This window comes from Streptomyces sp. LS1784, assembly GCF_020103755.1.
In the GTDB taxonomy this organism is placed as follows: domain Bacteria; phylum Actinomycetota; class Actinomycetes; order Streptomycetales; family Streptomycetaceae; genus Kitasatospora.
On sequence record NZ_JAHSQD010000150.1, the window covers coordinates 1 to 15832 of the forward strand.

The 15832-nt window shown below is 70.6% G+C and carries 16 protein-coding genes; 11 read left to right on the forward strand and 5 right to left on the reverse strand.

Annotated elements, in window-relative coordinates:
* The 3 genes from KS423_RS18945 to meaB all read left to right on the forward strand — a co-directional run.
* On the forward strand, positions 1–463 hold a 463-nt coding region (locus tag KS423_RS18945; RefSeq protein WP_374119981.1), incomplete at its 5' end, for a cobalamin B12-binding domain-containing protein.
* On the forward strand, positions 460–2679 hold the full coding sequence (scpA, locus tag KS423_RS18950) for a methylmalonyl-CoA mutase (RefSeq protein ID WP_224280733.1): 2220 nt from the start codon (positions 460–462) through the stop codon (positions 2677–2679). The genes KS423_RS18945 and scpA, both read left to right, overlap by 4 nt.
* A gap of 12 nt (positions 2680–2691) precedes the next feature.
* Positions 2692–3678 (forward strand): methylmalonyl Co-A mutase-associated GTPase MeaB, encoded by a 987-nt coding sequence (gene meaB, locus KS423_RS18955; protein ID WP_224280734.1) that lies wholly within the window; start codon positions 2692–2694, stop codon positions 3676–3678.
* Here meaB and KS423_RS18960 read toward each other — a convergent pair.
* On the reverse strand, positions 3609–4157 hold the full coding sequence (locus KS423_RS18960; RefSeq protein WP_224280735.1) for an ATP-binding protein: 549 nt from the start codon (positions 4155–4157) through the stop codon (positions 3609–3611). The genes meaB and KS423_RS18960 overlap by 70 nt on opposite strands.
* Before the next feature lie 191 nt (positions 4158–4348).
* Between KS423_RS18960 and KS423_RS18965 the strand changes: the two genes are divergently transcribed.
* Positions 4349–4675, forward strand: a complete 327-nt coding sequence (locus KS423_RS18965; RefSeq protein ID WP_224280736.1) for a putative quinol monooxygenase — start codon at positions 4349–4351, stop codon at positions 4673–4675.
* Positions 4672–5910 (forward strand): helix-turn-helix transcriptional regulator, encoded by a 1239-nt coding sequence (locus KS423_RS18970; RefSeq protein WP_224280737.1) that lies wholly within the window; start codon positions 4672–4674, stop codon positions 5908–5910. The genes KS423_RS18965 and KS423_RS18970 overlap by 4 nt, the downstream gene beginning before the upstream one ends.
* On the opposite strand, the gene KS423_RS48040 is transcribed toward KS423_RS18970, so the two are convergent.
* From KS423_RS48040 to KS423_RS18990, 4 genes are all read right to left on the reverse strand, one after another.
* Positions 5843–6181, reverse strand: coding sequence for a hypothetical protein (locus KS423_RS48040; RefSeq protein WP_308020215.1), 339 nt, complete (start codon positions 6179–6181; stop codon positions 5843–5845). The genes KS423_RS18970 and KS423_RS48040 overlap by 68 nt on opposite strands.
* 257 nt (positions 6182–6438) lie before the next feature.
* Entirely contained in the window at positions 6439–6600 is a 162-nt protein-coding gene (locus KS423_RS18980) for a hypothetical protein (RefSeq protein ID WP_224280738.1), read from the reverse strand.
* A 118-nt stretch (positions 6601–6718) separates the two neighbouring features.
* Positions 6719–7753 carry a glycosyltransferase family 2 protein gene (locus tag KS423_RS18985; RefSeq protein WP_224280739.1) on the reverse strand — a complete coding sequence of 345 codons (1035 nt, stop codon included), beginning with the start codon at positions 7751–7753 and terminating at the stop codon, positions 6719–6721.
* 259 nt (positions 7754–8012) lie between these two features.
* Positions 8013–8615, reverse strand: coding sequence for a superoxide dismutase (locus tag KS423_RS18990; RefSeq protein WP_224280740.1), 603 nt, complete (start codon positions 8613–8615; stop codon positions 8013–8015).
* A gap of 163 nt (positions 8616–8778) precedes the next feature.
* On the opposite strand from KS423_RS18990, the gene tsaD reads away from it, so the two are divergent.
* From tsaD to KS423_RS19015, 6 genes are all read left to right on the forward strand, one after another.
* On the forward strand, positions 8779–9831 hold the full coding sequence (gene tsaD, locus KS423_RS18995) for a tRNA (adenosine(37)-N6)-threonylcarbamoyltransferase complex transferase subunit TsaD (RefSeq protein WP_224280741.1): 1053 nt from the start codon (positions 8779–8781) through the stop codon (positions 9829–9831).
* A gap of 234 nt (positions 9832–10065) precedes the next feature.
* Positions 10066–12339, forward strand: coding sequence for a M9 family metallopeptidase (locus KS423_RS19000; protein ID WP_224280742.1), 2274 nt, complete (start codon positions 10066–10068; stop codon positions 12337–12339).
* 279 nt (positions 12340–12618) lie between these two features.
* Entirely contained in the window at positions 12619–12750 is a 132-nt protein-coding gene (locus tag KS423_RS47405) for a hypothetical protein (RefSeq protein ID WP_263455006.1), read from the forward strand.
* A gap of 138 nt (positions 12751–12888) precedes the next feature.
* Positions 12889–13935, forward strand: a complete 1047-nt coding sequence (locus KS423_RS19005; RefSeq protein WP_224280743.1) for a cytochrome P450 — start codon at positions 12889–12891, stop codon at positions 13933–13935.
* Positions 13936–13980: 45 nt separating this feature from the next.
* Positions 13981–14988 (forward strand): cupin domain-containing protein, encoded by a 1008-nt coding sequence (locus KS423_RS19010; protein ID WP_224280744.1) that lies wholly within the window; start codon positions 13981–13983, stop codon positions 14986–14988.
* A gap of 132 nt (positions 14989–15120) precedes the next feature.
* On the forward strand, positions 15121–15816 hold the full coding sequence (locus KS423_RS19015) for a DUF6193 family natural product biosynthesis protein (RefSeq protein ID WP_224280745.1): 696 nt from the start codon (positions 15121–15123) through the stop codon (positions 15814–15816).
* The last annotated feature ends 16 nt before the right edge of the window (positions 15817–15832 follow it).

The following is a 15832-nucleotide window of genomic DNA, read 5'->3' on the forward strand; positions in this document are numbered from 1 at the left end:
CGGCCCCGGCGGCGGGCTGCCGCAGGTGCGCCGCGCCGAGGCCTACGAGGCGCTGCGGGACCGCTCGGACGCGCACCTCGCGGCGAACGGCACCCGTCCGACCCTCTTCCTCGCCTCGATCGGCACCGCCTCCGCGCACACCGCGCGGACCACCTTCGCCGCCAACCTGTTCCAGGCGGGCGGCATCGCGACGGTCCCGGCCGAGTCCGTCGACCCGGCGGCCTTCGCCGAGGCGTTCCGGGCCTCCGGCGCGACCGTCGCCTGCCTCTGCTCCAGCGACGCCCTGTACGCCGAGCACGCCGCCCCGGTCGCCGAGGCCCTGAAGGCGGCCGGCGCCCAGCGGGTGCTGCTGGCCGGGCGACTCGCCGAAGTGCCCGACGGCGTGGACGAGTTCATCTTCTCGGGGGGCGACGCGGTCGCCGTCCTGACCTCCCTGCTGGACCAGATCGGAGCCGCTCGATGATCCCCGACTTCACCGGAATCGGGCTGGACGGCGGCGCCGCCGGCGTCACGGACAACGCAGGCGTCACCGACGACCAGTGGCGGGCCGCCTGGCGCCGGTCCACCGGCAAGGACGTCGACGAGCTGCTCTGGGACACCCCCGAGGGCATCGGCGTCAAGCCGCTGTACACCGGGGCCGACCTGGCCGGGCTGGACTTCCTGGAGACCTACCCGGGCATCGCCCCGTACCTGCGCGGGCCCTACCCGACCATGTACGTCAACCAGCCCTGGACCGTCCGCCAGTACGCGGGCTTCTCCACCGCCGAGGAGTCCAACGCCTTCTACCGCCGCAACCTCGCGGCCGGCCAGAAGGGCCTGTCGGTCGCCTTCGACCTGCCGACCCACCGCGGCTACGACAGCGACCACCCGCGCGTCACCGGCGACGTCGGCATGGCGGGCGTCGCCATCGACTCGATCTACGACATGCGCCAGCTGTTCGACGGCATCCCGCTGGACAGGATGTCCGTGTCGATGACCATGAACGGCGCCGTGCTGCCGGTCCTCGCGCTGTACATCGTCGCGGCCGAGGAGCAGGGCGTACCACCGGAGAAGCTTGCGGGGACCATCCAGAACGACATCCTCAAGGAGTTCATGGTCCGCAACACCTACATCTACCCGCCGCAGCCGTCGATGCGGATCATCTCGGACATCTTCGCGTACACCTCGCAGAAGATGCCCCGGTACAACTCGATCTCCATCTCCGGCTACCACATCCAGGAAGCGGGTGCGACGGCCGACCTGGAGCTGGCCTACACCCTGGCCGACGGGGTGGAGTACCTGCGCGCGGGCCTGGACGTGGGGCTGGACGTGGACGCCTTCGCGCCGCGGCTGTCGTTCTTCTGGGCGATCGGCATGAACTTCTTCATGGAGGTCGCCAAGCTGCGCGCGGCCCGGCTGCTGTGGGCCAGACTGGTCAAGCAGTTCGACCCGAAGAACCCCAAGTCCCTTTCGCTGCGCACCCATTCGCAGACCTCGGGCTGGTCGCTCACCGCCCAGGACGTGTTCAACAACGTCACCCGCACCTGCGTGGAGGCGATGGCGGCGACCCAGGGCCACACCCAGTCGCTGCACACCAACGCCCTGGACGAGGCACTCGCCCTGCCCACCGACTTCTCCGCGCGGATCGCCCGCAACACCCAGCTGCTGCTCCAGCAGGAGTCGGGCACCTGCCGGGTCATCGACCCGTGGGGCGGCTCCGCGTACGTCGAGAAGCTGACCCACGACCTGGCCCGGCGCGCCTGGGAGCACATCCAGGAGGTCGAGGCGGCCGGCGGCATGGCCAAGGCCATCGACGCGGGCATCCCCAAGCTGCGCGTCGAGGAGGCCGCCGCCCGCACCCAGGCGCGGATCGACTCCGGCCGCCAGCCGGTGATCGGCGTCAACAAGTACCGGGTGGAGAACGACGAGCAGATCGACGTGCTCAAGGTCGACAACTCCTCGGTGCGCGCCCGCCAGGTCGAGAAGCTGCGCCGGCTGCGCGAGGAGCGCGACGAGGCTGCGTGTCGCGATGCGCTGCACGCCCTCACCCGGGCCGCCGAGGCCGGCCCGCAGCGCGGCGGCTCGCTGGACGGCAACCTGCTGCACCTGGCCGTCAACGCGGCCCGGGCCAAGGCCACCGTCGGCGAGATCTCGGACGCCCTGGAGAAGGTGTACGGCCGCCACTCCGGCCAGATCCGTACCATCTCCGGTGTGTACCGAGACGAAGCGGGCCCGTCGGCCTCCCTCCAGCGCACCCGCGACCTGGTCGAGCGGTTCGAGCAGGCCGAGGGCCGCCGTCCGCGCATCCTGGTCGCCAAGATGGGCCAGGACGGCCACGACCGCGGCCAGAAGGTGATCGCCACCGCCTTCGCCGACCTCGGCTTCACGGTGGACGTCGGCCCGCTGTTCCAGACCCCGGCCGAGGTCGCCCGCCAGGCCGTCGAGGCGGACGTGCACATCGTCGGTGTCTCGTCGCTGGCCGCCGGGCACCTGACGCTGGTGCCCGCGCTGCGCGCCGAACTCGCCGCGGCGGGGCGGGAGGACATCACCATCGTGGTCGGCGGCGTCATTCCGCCGCAGGACTTCGACGCCCTGTACGAGGCGGGCGCGGCGGCGGTCTTCCCGCCGGGGACGGTCATCCCGGACGCGGCGTACGACCTGCTGAAGTCCCTGGCGGCCGACCTCGGCCACGAGCTGTGAGATTTTGATCGCATGCCTCCGCGGACGATCGACCTCGACAGCTATGTGACGGGTGTGTTGGACGGCTCGCGCGCCTGGATCGCGCGCGCCGTCACCCTCGTCGAGTCCACCCGGCCCGACCACCGCGCGCTCGCGCAGCAGCTGCTCCAGCGGCTGCTGCCGCACGCCGGCGGCGCGGTCCGGGTGGGCATCACGGGGGTGCCCGGGGTCGGCAAGTCGACCTTCATCGACTCCTTCGGCACCATGCTGACCGGCCAGGGCCACCGGGTCGCGGTCCTGGCCGTCGACCCGACGTCCAGCCGGACGGGCGGCTCCATCCTGGGCGACAAGACCCGGATGGAGCGGCTGGCCGTCGACCCTGCCGCCTTCGTCCGGCCCTCGCCGACGTCCGGGACGCTCGGCGGGGTCGCCAAGGCCACCCGGGAGTCCATGGTGGTGATGGAGGCCGCCGGGTACGACGTGGTGCTGATCGAGACGGTCGGTGTCGGGCAGTCCGAGACGGCGGTGGCCGGGATGGTCGACACCTTCCTGCTGCTCAGCCTCGCGCGGACGGGCGACCAGTTGCAGGGCATCAAGAAGGGCGTGCTGGAGCTGGCGGACGTCATCGCCGTCAACAAGGCCGACGGCCCGCACGAGACTGATGCGCGCGCTGCGGCCCGCGAACTCGCGGGTGCGCTGCGGCTGTTGCAGGCCCCGGACGCGGCGTGGACGCCGCCGGTTCTCACGTGCAGCGGCCGCGACGGCGCCGGTCTGGACGTGCTGTGGGAGCGGTTGCAGCAGCACCGCAAGGTGCTGGACGCCACCGGCGCTCTGGCCGCCAAGCGCCGCGAGCAGCAGGTCGAGTGGACCTGGGCCATGGTCCACGACCAGCTCTACGCCCGCCTCCACGAAAACCCCGACGTGCAGCGACTGGCCCCCGAGGTGGAAACTCAGGTCCGCGCCGGCACCCTGCCGGCGGGCTTGGCCGCCCAACAGATCCTGGACACCTTCTTCGGCTGACCCGCAGTACGAAGACCGACCGCCGCGCCCCACCCGAACGTGGGGCACGGCGCTTCGCGGGTCTCGGGGTACTCAAACCACACCACCTTGCCCGTCACTGTCGGGTGCCACCCCCACACATCCGCGAGCGCCTCCACAAGCATCAGGCCACGCCCGCTCGTGGCCTCTTCCTCGCGCTCTCGACCCGGCAGCTCCGCGCCGCGGTCAGCCACCTCCACCCGCACCCGCCCGCTGTGCCAACGGATGGTGACGGCACACCGCTCCCCCGCGTGCACCAGCGCATTCGCAATCACCTCACTCGCGCACAACTCAAGCTCCTGAAGCGCGACTTCGGAGAGCGGCACACCCCACTCCCGCACGATCGCCACCACCAACCGCCGCGCCGTCGGCACGGCGCCGGCCCCCGGCGGCTCCTCCCACTCCAGCGGAACCGGAAACCGGGCGTTGCTGAGCGGGCTGACGATCACGTTCCACCCCATGGCTCCTCCATCACTGCAGATGGACAGCGGCCGCCGACAGGCGGCAGCAAAAGGGACGTCGATCCGTGGCAGTCCGCCACGGCAACGAAACAGAACGTAGTCGCAGAAAAACTGCGAGTCAAGAATCTCTGCGACTCTCAACTTTTTCGCCGCACCATGCGAGACTCAAGCAATCCAGGAAGGGGAGAACCATGGGATTCGGCCTTGTTGTGCGCTTCGTCGCCCGCGACGAAGCATCGGCCCACGCCTTCGACGAACTGGCAGACGAAGCACTCAACGGCATCCGCACTCACGAGCCCGGCACCCTCGTCTACGTCAACCACGCCGTACCGGACGAGCCTCACACGCGGATCTTCTACGAGCTGTACGCAGACCGCGAGGCCTTCGAAGAGCATGAGCGACAGCCTCACGTCCGCCGGTTCCTGACCGAACGCGCCCAGTACCTCGAATCGTTCGAGGTCACGTTCCTGAACGAGATCGCCGGCAAGGGCTCGTCCGTCGACAAGGCCGCCCGTTGAGTCCGGAGGAGCGGCGGGCCTTCGGCGCTCGCGTCGCACAGTTCCGCAAGAGCCGCGGCATGAGACAGGATCAGCTCGCCGCAGCCATCAATCGGACAGCCAGTTGGGTATCGCAGGTCGAGCGAGGCGTCCAACCAGTGGTTCGCCTCGATGTACTCCAACTGCTGGCGGACGGCCTCGGCGTGTCCGTGCAAGCCCTGCGCCCTGAGGTTCCGGCGACAGCCGCCAACCGTTCATCCACAGTCACGGACCAGTCCAACGACCTTGACCTGGCCCGGCTTTCGCTTTCAGGACACCCCGCACTTGACGCTCTGCTCGCTGTACGAGCTCAACCTGAAGCACCCGACATCGCCGAGTTGACCGCCGACGTCGATCGGCTCTGGCAACTCACGCACAGTGCTCGGTTCGCCGAACTGAGCACAGCCATCACAGAAGTGCTACCGCGTCTGGAGAGGGCGGCACGTACCGCCGGCGGAGAGTCCGCCGAGGTCCACCTGCTGCTCAGCCAGGCCTACCAGGCGGTCGCAGCAGCCTTCGTCCGCCAAGACGAGGCCGACGCGGCGTGGGTCGCCGCCGATCGGGCGATCCAGGCGGCCGAGCAATCCGGTCAACCACTGCACGTCTTCGCCGGCATCTACCGGCTGGCCCATGTCTTCGTCCGGCTACGACGACTGGACCAGGCGGAGTACACGGCCGGGAGCGCCGTAACCGCCCTTCGAGCGCACATCCCGGCGACCGACCCGCCGCCGGAAGCCCTTTCGGTTCTCGGGTCACTGCATCTGGTTCTCGCGTTGGCCGCTGCCCGCAGCGGCCAACGCGAGCAGGCACGGAAGGAGATCGACCACGCCCGAGCAGTCGCCAGGCAACTCGGCGAGGACCGGAACGACTTCAACCTCGAATTCGGCCCGACGAACGTCGAGATCCAGGCTGTGTCCACGGCGGTCGATCTCGGCGATGCGGGCGAGGCGCTGGACGTGGGCCTGCGAATCCACTCCGAGCGTCTGTCTCCCGAACGAAGGTCCAGACTCCTGATCGACCTCGGAAGGGCACACGCTCAGCGGCGCCACCTCGGCGAGGCCATCGACTGCCTCCTCCGCGCCGAGGAACTGGCGCCGGAGAGCATCCGAACCCACGTGGCAGCCCGGGCGACGATCCGTGAACTCATCCTCATCGCCGGCCGGAGCGCACCATCAGAACTGGTGAAGCTGGCCAAGCGGGCGAACGCGACGGGGTGACGGCATTGCGCATCGGGATCACGAGGCACCGAGGACTGACAGACGAGTTGGAGGCGCAGGTCCGACGGCTCCTCGAAGATGCCCTTCCGAAGAAGGAGCCCGCCAACCTCACCGTCGTGTCGTGGGCGGAATCGGCATCCTCGACCCTGGTCTCGGCCTCCGGCTTCGACCCGGACGCCTCGTCCACCCGGGCGCCCTTGTACGTCAGCATGGTGCGCGTGTTGTCCGGGCTGTGCACCGTACGGATCCGCAGCTCACGGTCGGCACCCATCAGGCTGCCGTCCGGCGCGTCGTAGTACGTATCCCGGAAGACCTCGACCCGGCCGGGTTCCGTACCGCTCCTCCAGCTGCTTGAGCACGCCTTCCGGGTCTCGCACGATCGCCTTGAGCTCCGCTTCGATCGTCATCCCTCTGCCGTCCGTCATCACCCGCAACGCGCTTGCCGTCCCGGGCTGATGTCATCGCGGTGCAGTGCCGTTGTGATGCGGCGGGAGTCGGCCGGTTCCTCGGAGAAGCGGCCGACTCGACTCACTTCGCGGTCGAGATGGTGAGGATGAAGTGGTCGCCGGCCACGACCTGCGAGGAGGGCGAAGTGGGGCTCTGCGTCGAGGAGAGCGCCAGGCCGGCGGCACCCAGGACGGCGGCCGCGGCCACCGCGATGACCATACGGCCGATCAACGTGCTCTTCATGTCTGCCCCTTGAGGGTTTCGAGCCTGCAACTGATTTCAAGATCGTATCAACGGCACGCCGCGTGGATCAGTGGATGATCACTCTGCGGACGGTCCCAAGAGCCGGGGCGGGCCCGGCTCAGCCCCTCCGGACGGCCTGGCGGGTGCGGCGGGCGAGGCTGTGTGCGCGCTGGACGGCGACGAAGCTCTGCATGGAGTCGGCCAGGGTGAGCCGGTACTTGAGGCGCAGCTGGGGGCTGAGGCCGCCCTGGGCCTCGGGGCCGATGGCCCGGAGGAGTCGGGTGACGTGCTGCTGGTAGGCGGCGCGGTAGGCGCGGTCGCCGTCCGGGACGGTCCAGAAGAACATCGGGATCTCTTCGGTCAGGCAGTTCCGGTCGTAGGCGCGCAGGTACTGCTCGGCGAAGACCGGCTCGGGGCGGGCGAGCAGCCACTCGCGGACGAGTTCCATCGAGCGGACGCGGTCGACCAGGCCGCGCGGGTCGGTCTTCTTCTGGGTGATGGAGAGGTTGCCGTCCTCGCGCACGCGCCAGTGGTAGATCGGGTCGGCGAGCACGTCGACCCGCTCGGCGAGGAAGTGGTGGGGCACGCTGACCGGGGCGTCCTCGTACAGGATGCCCTCGGGGTACAACAGGCCGGCCGCGTCGAAGAAGGAGCGCCGGTAGACCTTGTTCCAGGCGGTGCGGTCGGTGACCAGGGCGGGCAGTTCGCGGACGTGGGTGCGCAGCCGGGTCTCGCGGAACGGGCGGCGGTGGGCGTGCGAGGGGCTGAGGCCGGTGGTGCGCAGCCGCAGGGCGTTGCCGGCGACGAAGTCGGAGCCGGTGTCGCCCAGGGTGCTGATCATCAGCTGGTAGGCGTGCGGCGGCAGGGTGTCGTCGCTGTCGACGAAGGCCAGGTACTCGGTGCCGGGGGTGAGGTGGCGCCAGCCGGTGTTGCGGGCGGCGCCGAGGCCCTGGTTCTCCTGCTGGACCAGCCGGAAGCGCCGGTCCCGGGCGGCGTACGCCTTGGCGATGGCCGGGCCGTCGTCGGTCGAGCCGTCGTCGACCATGACGCACTCGAAGTCCCCGAAGGTCTGCGCCGCGATCGAGTCCAGGCACTCCTGGAGGTAGCGCTCGACGTTGTGGACCGGGACGACGAGGGAGAGACGCGGGGCCATCGGGCGCCCTTTCGCTCAGGAGCGGACGGGCCGGGAGGCCGTTGCCGGCCGGTTACCGGCGGTGGTCCGAGCGAGCGTAGGGAGGGCACGCGGCCGGCAGGCGAACGGTGGGTGGCGTCCAGCCTGCGGTGGGGTGCATCGGCTGTGTCCGGCGTCAACTCCCGTGACGGACAACCCCGATGGGGAAAGGGAAGGGCCCCGGACCGCCCGACCGGTCCGGGACCCTGCGTCACGCGACGCGTATCAGCGGATCAGCTGATCAGGCGCTCTTGACGGCCGCGAAGCGGTCCGACACGTCCTGCCAGTTGACGACGTCCCACAGGCGGGTGACGTAGTCCGGGCGGACGTTGCGGTACTGGAGGTAGTAGGCGTGCTCCCACGCGTCGAAGGCCAGCAGCGGGGTGGTGTTCTGGCCGACGTTGCCGTGGTGGTCGTAGACCTGCTCGACGATCAGGCGCTGACCGAGCGGCTCCCAGGACAGGATGCCCCAGCCGGAGCCCTGCACGCCGGTGGTGGCGTTGGTGAGCTGCTTCTTGAACGCCTCGAAGCTGCCGAAGTGCTCGGTGATGGCGTCGGCCAGCTCACCCTCGGGGCGGTCGCCGCCCTCGGGCGAGAGGTTCTGCCAGAACAGCGAGTGCAGGACGTGGCCCGACAGGTGGAAGGCGAAGGTCTTCTGCAGGCCGACCAGGCCGCCGAACTGCTCCTTGTCGCGGGCCTCGGCCAGCTGGTCCAGGGTGTCGTTGGCGCCCTTGACGTACGCGGCGTGGTGCTTGGAGTGGTGCAGCTCCAGGATCTCGGCCGACATCGCCCGCTCCAGAGCGGAGTAGTCGTACGGCAGGTCGGGAAGCGTGTAGGTGCCCATCAGGACACGGCCCCTTTCGGCGGGTTGAACGGTGGTGATCGTGCCGGGACAACACTATTGCGTATCAGTTGCAAGAGCGAAGTATGGGCTCCTGCTTATTCCTCACGCCCCGTCGGGCACAATGGTCACCGTTCCATGTAATGACCGACAGGGGTGAGTGGCTGTGACAGGGTCACCGGTGGTGCTGGGCATCGAGTCCTCCTGCGACGAGACCGGCGTGGGACTGGTGCGCGACGGTGTGCTGCTCGGGCAGGCGGTGGCCTCGTCGATGGACGAGCACGCCCGCTACGGCGGGGTGGTGCCCGAGATCGCCGCGCGGGCGCACGTGCACGCGATGGCGCCGGCGGTCCGGGAAGCCCTGGACCGGGCCGGGCTCACCCTGGAGGACGTCGGCGCGGTCGCGGTGACCACCGGTCCGGGCCTGGCCGGGGCGCTACAGGTGGGCGTGGCCGCCGCCAAGGGGTACGCCTTCTCGCTCGGCGTCCCGCTGTACGGCGTGCACCACCTCGCCGGGCACGTCGCCGCCGCCGCCCTGGACGGCGGGCCGCTGCCCGACCCCTGCGTGGTGCTCATCGTCTCCGGCGGCCACACCTCGCTGCTGCTGGTGCGCGACCTGGCCCGCGATCCGATCGTCCACCTCGGCGACACCCTGGACGACGCGGCCGGCGAGTGCTTCGACAAGGTCGCCCGGATCCTGGGGCTCCCCTACCCGGGCGGCCCGGCGATCGACCACGCCGCACGCGATGGCGACCCGACGGCCGTCCGGCTGCCCCGGCCGCTGACCGGGCCGCAGGACGACCCGTACGCGTTCTCCTTCTCCGGCCTGAAGACCGCCGCCGCCCGCTGGGTCGAGGCGCAGCGCGAGCCGCACGTGCAGAACGCGGCGGCCGCGCTGCAGGAGGCGATCGCGGACGTGCTGACCCGCAAGGCGGTGCGGGCCTGCGTCGACCACGGGATCGGCACCCTGGTGGTGGTCGGCGGGGTCGCGGCCAACTCCCGGGTGCGGGCACTGGCCGAGCAGCGGTGCGCGGCGGCCGGGATCGCGCTGCGGGTGCCGCCGCTGCGGCTGTGCACCGACAACGGCGCGATGGTGGCGGCGGTCGGTGACCTGCTGGTCCGGGCGGGCGCGGAGCCGGCCCCGGCCGACCTGTCGGTGGATCCGTCGGCGCCGCTGGAGTTCGCGGCGCTCACCCCCCGGCCGCTCGTACGGACCTGACGCTCGCGCGGCTCCCGGGCCCGTGCGGACCTGGCGCTCGCACGGCTCCGAGGCCCGTGCGGGCCTGGCACGTGTGCGGACCTGACAACGTTTCGGTCTCGCCGACCGGCAATCCGTTCCCGGCCCTTCCCCCCACGTTCTCCTATGTGCCATTTTACATGTCACACAGCAAGGCCCGTGCGCCCCACGCAGCGCGGCCGCCCCCACCCACAACGGCCCCGGAGGCCCCCACAGATGCGTCCCTCCCGGATAGCGAAGGACAGCGCGCGCAGACTCCCTGCACTCGGCGCCGCCCTCTTCCTCGCCCTCGGCCTGTTCGCGCCGCAGGCGAGCGCCGCCGACACCGCCGCCGCGTCGGCCGGCAAGGCGACCGCACCGGTCGGCAAGCCCGCCGCGCCGCGCACGATCCCCGTGCCCAAGTCCCCCGACACCCCCAAGGACGCCCGCCCGCTCGTCTCGGACCCGCAGGCCAAGGCCACCGCCCCGACGGCGGGCAGCACCGTCGGCGCCGCCAAGTCGGCGCGGGCGCTCACGGCCGCCTGCGACGTCTCCGCCTTCACCGGCAAGTCCGGTGCCGCGCTGGTCCAGCAGGTCAAGGCCGCCGGGCTCGACTGCGTCAACTCCCTGTTCCAGCTCACCGGCAACGACGCCAAGGGCGCCTTCAACGAGGCCCAGATGGTCACCGTCGCCAACGCCCTGCGCGACACCTCCGCCGCCTACCCCGGCGACAACTCCACCTCGGCCGGGCAGCTGGTGCTCTTCCTGCGCGCCGGCTACTACGTCCAGTGGTACAACGCGGACGCCGTGGGCCCGTACGGCGACAGCCTCAAGACCGCCATCCGCGGTGCGCTGGACGCCTTCTACGCCGCCCCGCGCACCAGGGACATCAGCGACGCCAACGGCGCCACCCTCGCCGAGGCCGTCACCCTGATCGACAGCGCCCAGGAGAACGCCCGCTACACCGGCGTCGTCAAGCGGCTGCTGAACGACTACACCGGCAACTGGCCCGCCGCGATGACCACCGCCGTGGCCAACACCGAGACGGTCATCGAGCGCGGCTTCGACCTGCCGGAGTTCGTCACCGCCCTCCAGGCCGACCCCACCTTCGCCACCACCGTGCAGTCCTTCGTCACCCGCAACAGCAGCCTGATCAACGGCGGCGACCTGGTGACCAAGATCGGCATCCAGCTCGGCAACCTCGTCGCCAGCGACGCCCTGCGCCCCCAGGGCCGGCCGATCCTCAAGGACCTGATCAACCGCTACCCGCTGGTGGGCAACACCGGTCCGCTCACCATGAACCTGCTCTGGTTCACGGAGAAGAAGGACGAGGGCAACTGTTCCCTCTACGGCACCTGTGACGTGCCGGCCAAGCTCGTCCCGCTGGTGCTCACCGTCGACCACACCTGCAACGCCAACCTGCGCATCCGCGCCCAGGACATGACCGCGCAGCAGCTCGCCGACACCTGCACCAGCCTGATCAACCAGGACGCGTTCTTCCACAAGATCGTCAAGGACAACGGTCCGGTCGCCAACGACAACAACACCAACCTTGAGGTCGTCGTCTTCGACGACTACTACAACTACAGCCTGTACGCCTGGGAGATGTACAAGATCGAGGTCGACAACGGCGGCATGTACGAGGAGGGCAACCCGGCCACGGTCGGCAACCAGGCCCGCTTCATCGCCCACGAGGCCTCCTGGCTGCGCCCCGAGTTCCAGATCTGGAACCTCAACCACGAGTACACCCACTACCTCGACGGCCGCTACGACATGTACGGCGACTTCGAGGCCGGCATGACCACCCCGACCATCTGGTGGGTCGAGGGCCTCGCCGAGTACGTCTCCTACAGCTACCGCGGCGCCCACTACGACGACGCGATCGCCCAGGCCGGCAAGGGCACCTACGCCCTGAGCACCCTGTTCGACACCACCTACGAGAACTCGAACTCCACCCGGACCTACAACTGGGGCTACCTGGCCGTCCGCTACATGCTCCAGTCGCACCCGGACGACGTCAACGCGGTGCTCGCCAAGTACCGCGCCGGCGACTGGAACGGCGCCCGCACCATCCTGAAGACCACCATCGGCACCAAGTACGACGCCGACTTCGCCACCTGGCTGAAGGCCTGCGCCGCCGACAACTGCGGCTCGCTGCCCACCGAGCAGCCCAAGGCCCCGCTCTGCACCTCCGCCGACAGCCGGCAGTACGACAAGAACTGCCGCCGGGACAACGTCGCCGCCACCACCGGGAACTACAGCTACGACTTCCTGTACCTGCCCGCCGGTGTGAAGCAGCTGACCGTCACCACCAGCGGCGGCACCGGCAACGCCGACCTGTACTACAACGGCGGCGCCTGGGCCACCACCGGCTCGTACCTGGCCAAGTCCACCACCAGCGGCAACGGTGAGACCCTCACCATCGACAACCCGCCGTCCGGCTGGGTGTACTTCAGCCTCTACGCGCAGCAGGGCTTCGGTGGCGTGACGGTCACCACGACCTACAACTGATCGCATGACCGGCAACTGACCGACCGCGCCGTACCCGTCGTACGCGCAGAAGGGCCCCGCGGCTTCGCGGGGCCCTTTCGCGTTCCCGTTCCGGGCCCCCACCGCGAATTTCCAGGGGTTATAACGATTCGACCACCGAATAGGCCGTCAACAAGGCAAAGAGATCGAACAATTCCCTGTCGACGGGGTGTCCGAGCGGCGAACCTTCGGTTAGGGTCCATGACAGATGAACCCGTTCGGCCCCCGGCGACGGAATGCCGGACATCCCCGACGGCCTGGGTGCGACATTCTCGCCGCACCCGAAAACCCCCGGAATGGAGAGTAGTCATGAAGATGATCAAGGCGCTCGTCAAGAAGTTCAAGAAGGACGAGGACCTCGCGAACCACGCGTGGGTGCTGCACGTCATCTGACGTGGCCAGCCGCCGGCGGGGGCTTGGGTCGGCCGCGCCCCCGCCGGCGCGGCGACCTGCCCGGACCTCCTCGGGCAGCTCCGCTCCGACAACATTTCCCTGCCATTTCGAAATGGAGACCTGATTCCCGTGGAAGAAATGGCTCCGACGAAACCTCGCGGCCATTCCATCGCGTTCGCACCGAGAATTCAGGAGCTACTGGACAGGGACGAGAAGGTGTTCCGGATCGACCCGGCCAAGGTCGGTGTCGCGGACTCCCGGCTGATGGCCGAAATCGTCGCCGCACGCCCCGTCCTTTCCAGCGAGCGCTCGGTCTACAAACCCGCCGCCGGCTCCGACATCCCCCACGACAGCGCGACCAGGACCATCCGCGCACTGGGGCGGGACGCCATGGCGGGCATCCGGAAGCCACCGCCCCCGGCCCGCGGGATGGCCGGCTCCTGGCCCTACGCCGGCACCTCCTACCTGCGCCGCTGGCTGTTCTCCGCCGACCCGCTGCCGGTCTCCCTGCTGTCGAAGCGCGGCGTCACCCGCTCCGACACCCTCTCCCGGCTCGTCGACCGCGCGGTCACCCGCTGGCCCGGCTCCGCCGGCCAGGACGGGTGCACCGCACTGGCCGGGCTGATCCGCGGCGCCGACGACCCGGTGGAGCGCAAGCAGGCCATCGCGATGTACCGGCGGGCGACAGCCACCCTCTGCGACGGCGTGGCCGCACTGACCGGCAACGCCCTGTGGCTCATGGGCCCGGAGCGGGACCGGCCGGAGAACCGCGCGGACCTCACCGCGGTCCTCTGGGAGACGCTGCGGCTGCTCCCGCCCGCCTGGATGCTGTACCGCAACGGCGGCGCGGCGTACACCTTACTGCACCCCGAGATCCGGCCCGAGGACGACGTCGCGCTCTTCCCGCTGTTGATGCACCGCCACCCCGACTACTGGTCAGACCCGCTGGAGTTCCGCCCCGAGCGCTGGGACGGCGTCGCGGACCCGGAGAAGGCGCCCGCGTTCATGCCGTTCGGTTTCGACGGCGCCCGCTGCTGGGCCAAGCACCTGGTCGTACCGCTGGCCGAGCGCCTGCTCACCGTCGCCCTGGACAACCGGCTGGTCGTCCGCAGCCCGCAGCAGGAGGCGCAGGTGCCGCTGCGCTCCCTGCTCTCCGTACGGTTCGCGGCGCAGGTCGGCACCTGACGCCTCGACGCCCCGGAACACCCCTGACACCACGGGACACACACCATGGAATCGCCCACACTGGCCGACTGGGTCGGCGACGTCCGGAGCTTCACCGACCGCCAGTGGCAGCGCGAGCCCGCGCTCTTCACCCCGGAGGCCCTCGCCCCGCCGTTCGACCTCGACGAGCTGGACGCCGCCTTCGACGGCGGCCTGCTGCGCACCCCCTACCTGGAGATGGTCCGCTCCGACAAGGTCACCGTCCCGACCGAGTCCTTCACCACCTCGCGCGTGGTCAACGGCACGACGCACCACGGCTTCGCGGACCGCGCGAAGGTGCTCGCCCTGCTGCGCCGCGGGGCGACACTGCTGCTGCGCTGCGTCGACCAGTGGCACCGCCCGACCGGCGAGCTGGTGGCCCGGCTGTCCGAGGAACTGGACCGGCGGGTGGAGGCCTTCTTCTTCGTCACCCCGGCCGGCGGCCAGGGCCTCGCGATGCACCGCGACGACGCCGACGTGTTCGTCCTCCAGGCCGCCGGGCGCAAGACCTGGTACGTCCACGACGCACCGGCGGCGGCGGACTGGCGGCTCGGCGAACTCCCGGACGACGAACGCTCCCCGCTGCGGCTTCACGGCGTCCTCGAACCCGGCGGCGTGCTCTACGTACCGCGCGGCTTCGCGCACCGCGCGGTCGGCGCCGGGGGCCTGTCCGCCCACCTGTCGCTGACCGTCCGCGACCTCTCCGTCCAGGACCTGTGCGGAGCCCTGGAACGGCAGTTGACCGAAGACCTCGACCTGCCCGCGCGCCCGCTCGGCGAGGCCGCGATCAACGACGCCTGCGCCGCCCTGCTCGACCACGCCAGGGCGAGGCTGGAGGCGCTCCGGCCGGAGGACCTCCTGCGCGCCGCCCGCGCCGACCGGGTCGGCCCGCCGATCGCCCCTGCTCCGCCGGAGACCCTCGCCGAGGCGGCCCGGTCCTGGAAGTCCGGTGCGCCCGCCGCCGGCCGCTCCGGGCCGTCCTCCCTCCGCCGTACCTGGCGCAAGCTGCGCGGCGCGGCGCGCGTCGGGGCCTGACCGACCGTCGGGACCGGCCTCGTCGCGATGTGCCACAAATCCTGCTCGAAGGAGCCGAGTTGGTGGCCGTCGAGCACCGGGGAGGTCTGCGGTGCCCGATTCCCCGGGAGGCAGTACGGCAGACTGCTCGCCATGCGATCCGATGATCAGATGGACATGTCGGCCAAGCCCGTCCTGCCGGACGTCGCCGCCCGGGCGATCGGGCCGGAGGCGGCGGTGGAGGCCCGCTGGGAGAGGCTCGTCCTGAACTGGGAGGGGCGCGCACGGGAGAACAAGCGCGGCCCCGGCAGCTACAACGACGGCCTGGTCCGCCTGCTCAGGGCCGCCCGCGCCGAACCCCGGCTGCGCCGGCTGTTTCCCTTTACCAGCCACTACAACCTGCACTTCAGCCTGTCGACCACGCAGCCCTGGGCCGAGCAGGGCCTCCCGAACGCCCATCCACAGGAGGGCGGCAGCTACCTCGTCGGCCGGTGGCACGAATCCGGCGAGCGCGTCACCGCGGCCACCCCGGAGGAGGCCGTCGCCCTGCTGGTCGAGCGTCTCCCGGCGGATCTCGGACCGGTGTTCAACCGCCCTGACGCGGCCGAGGAGCACCACGCGAGCGAGGCCGGTGCCGCGCTGATCGTGCTCTCGCCCCGGGTGCCGGATGGCGGGTCGCTGCTGGCCCCGGAGGTGCGGGAGGCCTCGCCGGCCCCGGCGGACGAGCCGGCCGCCCGGCACGGGGCGTCGGTCGGGCGGATCGACGAGCGCACCTTCACCGAGCAGGTCCGGGTGGCCGAGAAGCGGGCGGAGGAGCGGACGGAGGAGCAGACGGACCAGGGCTCCTGAGCCCAGGCGGGACGGG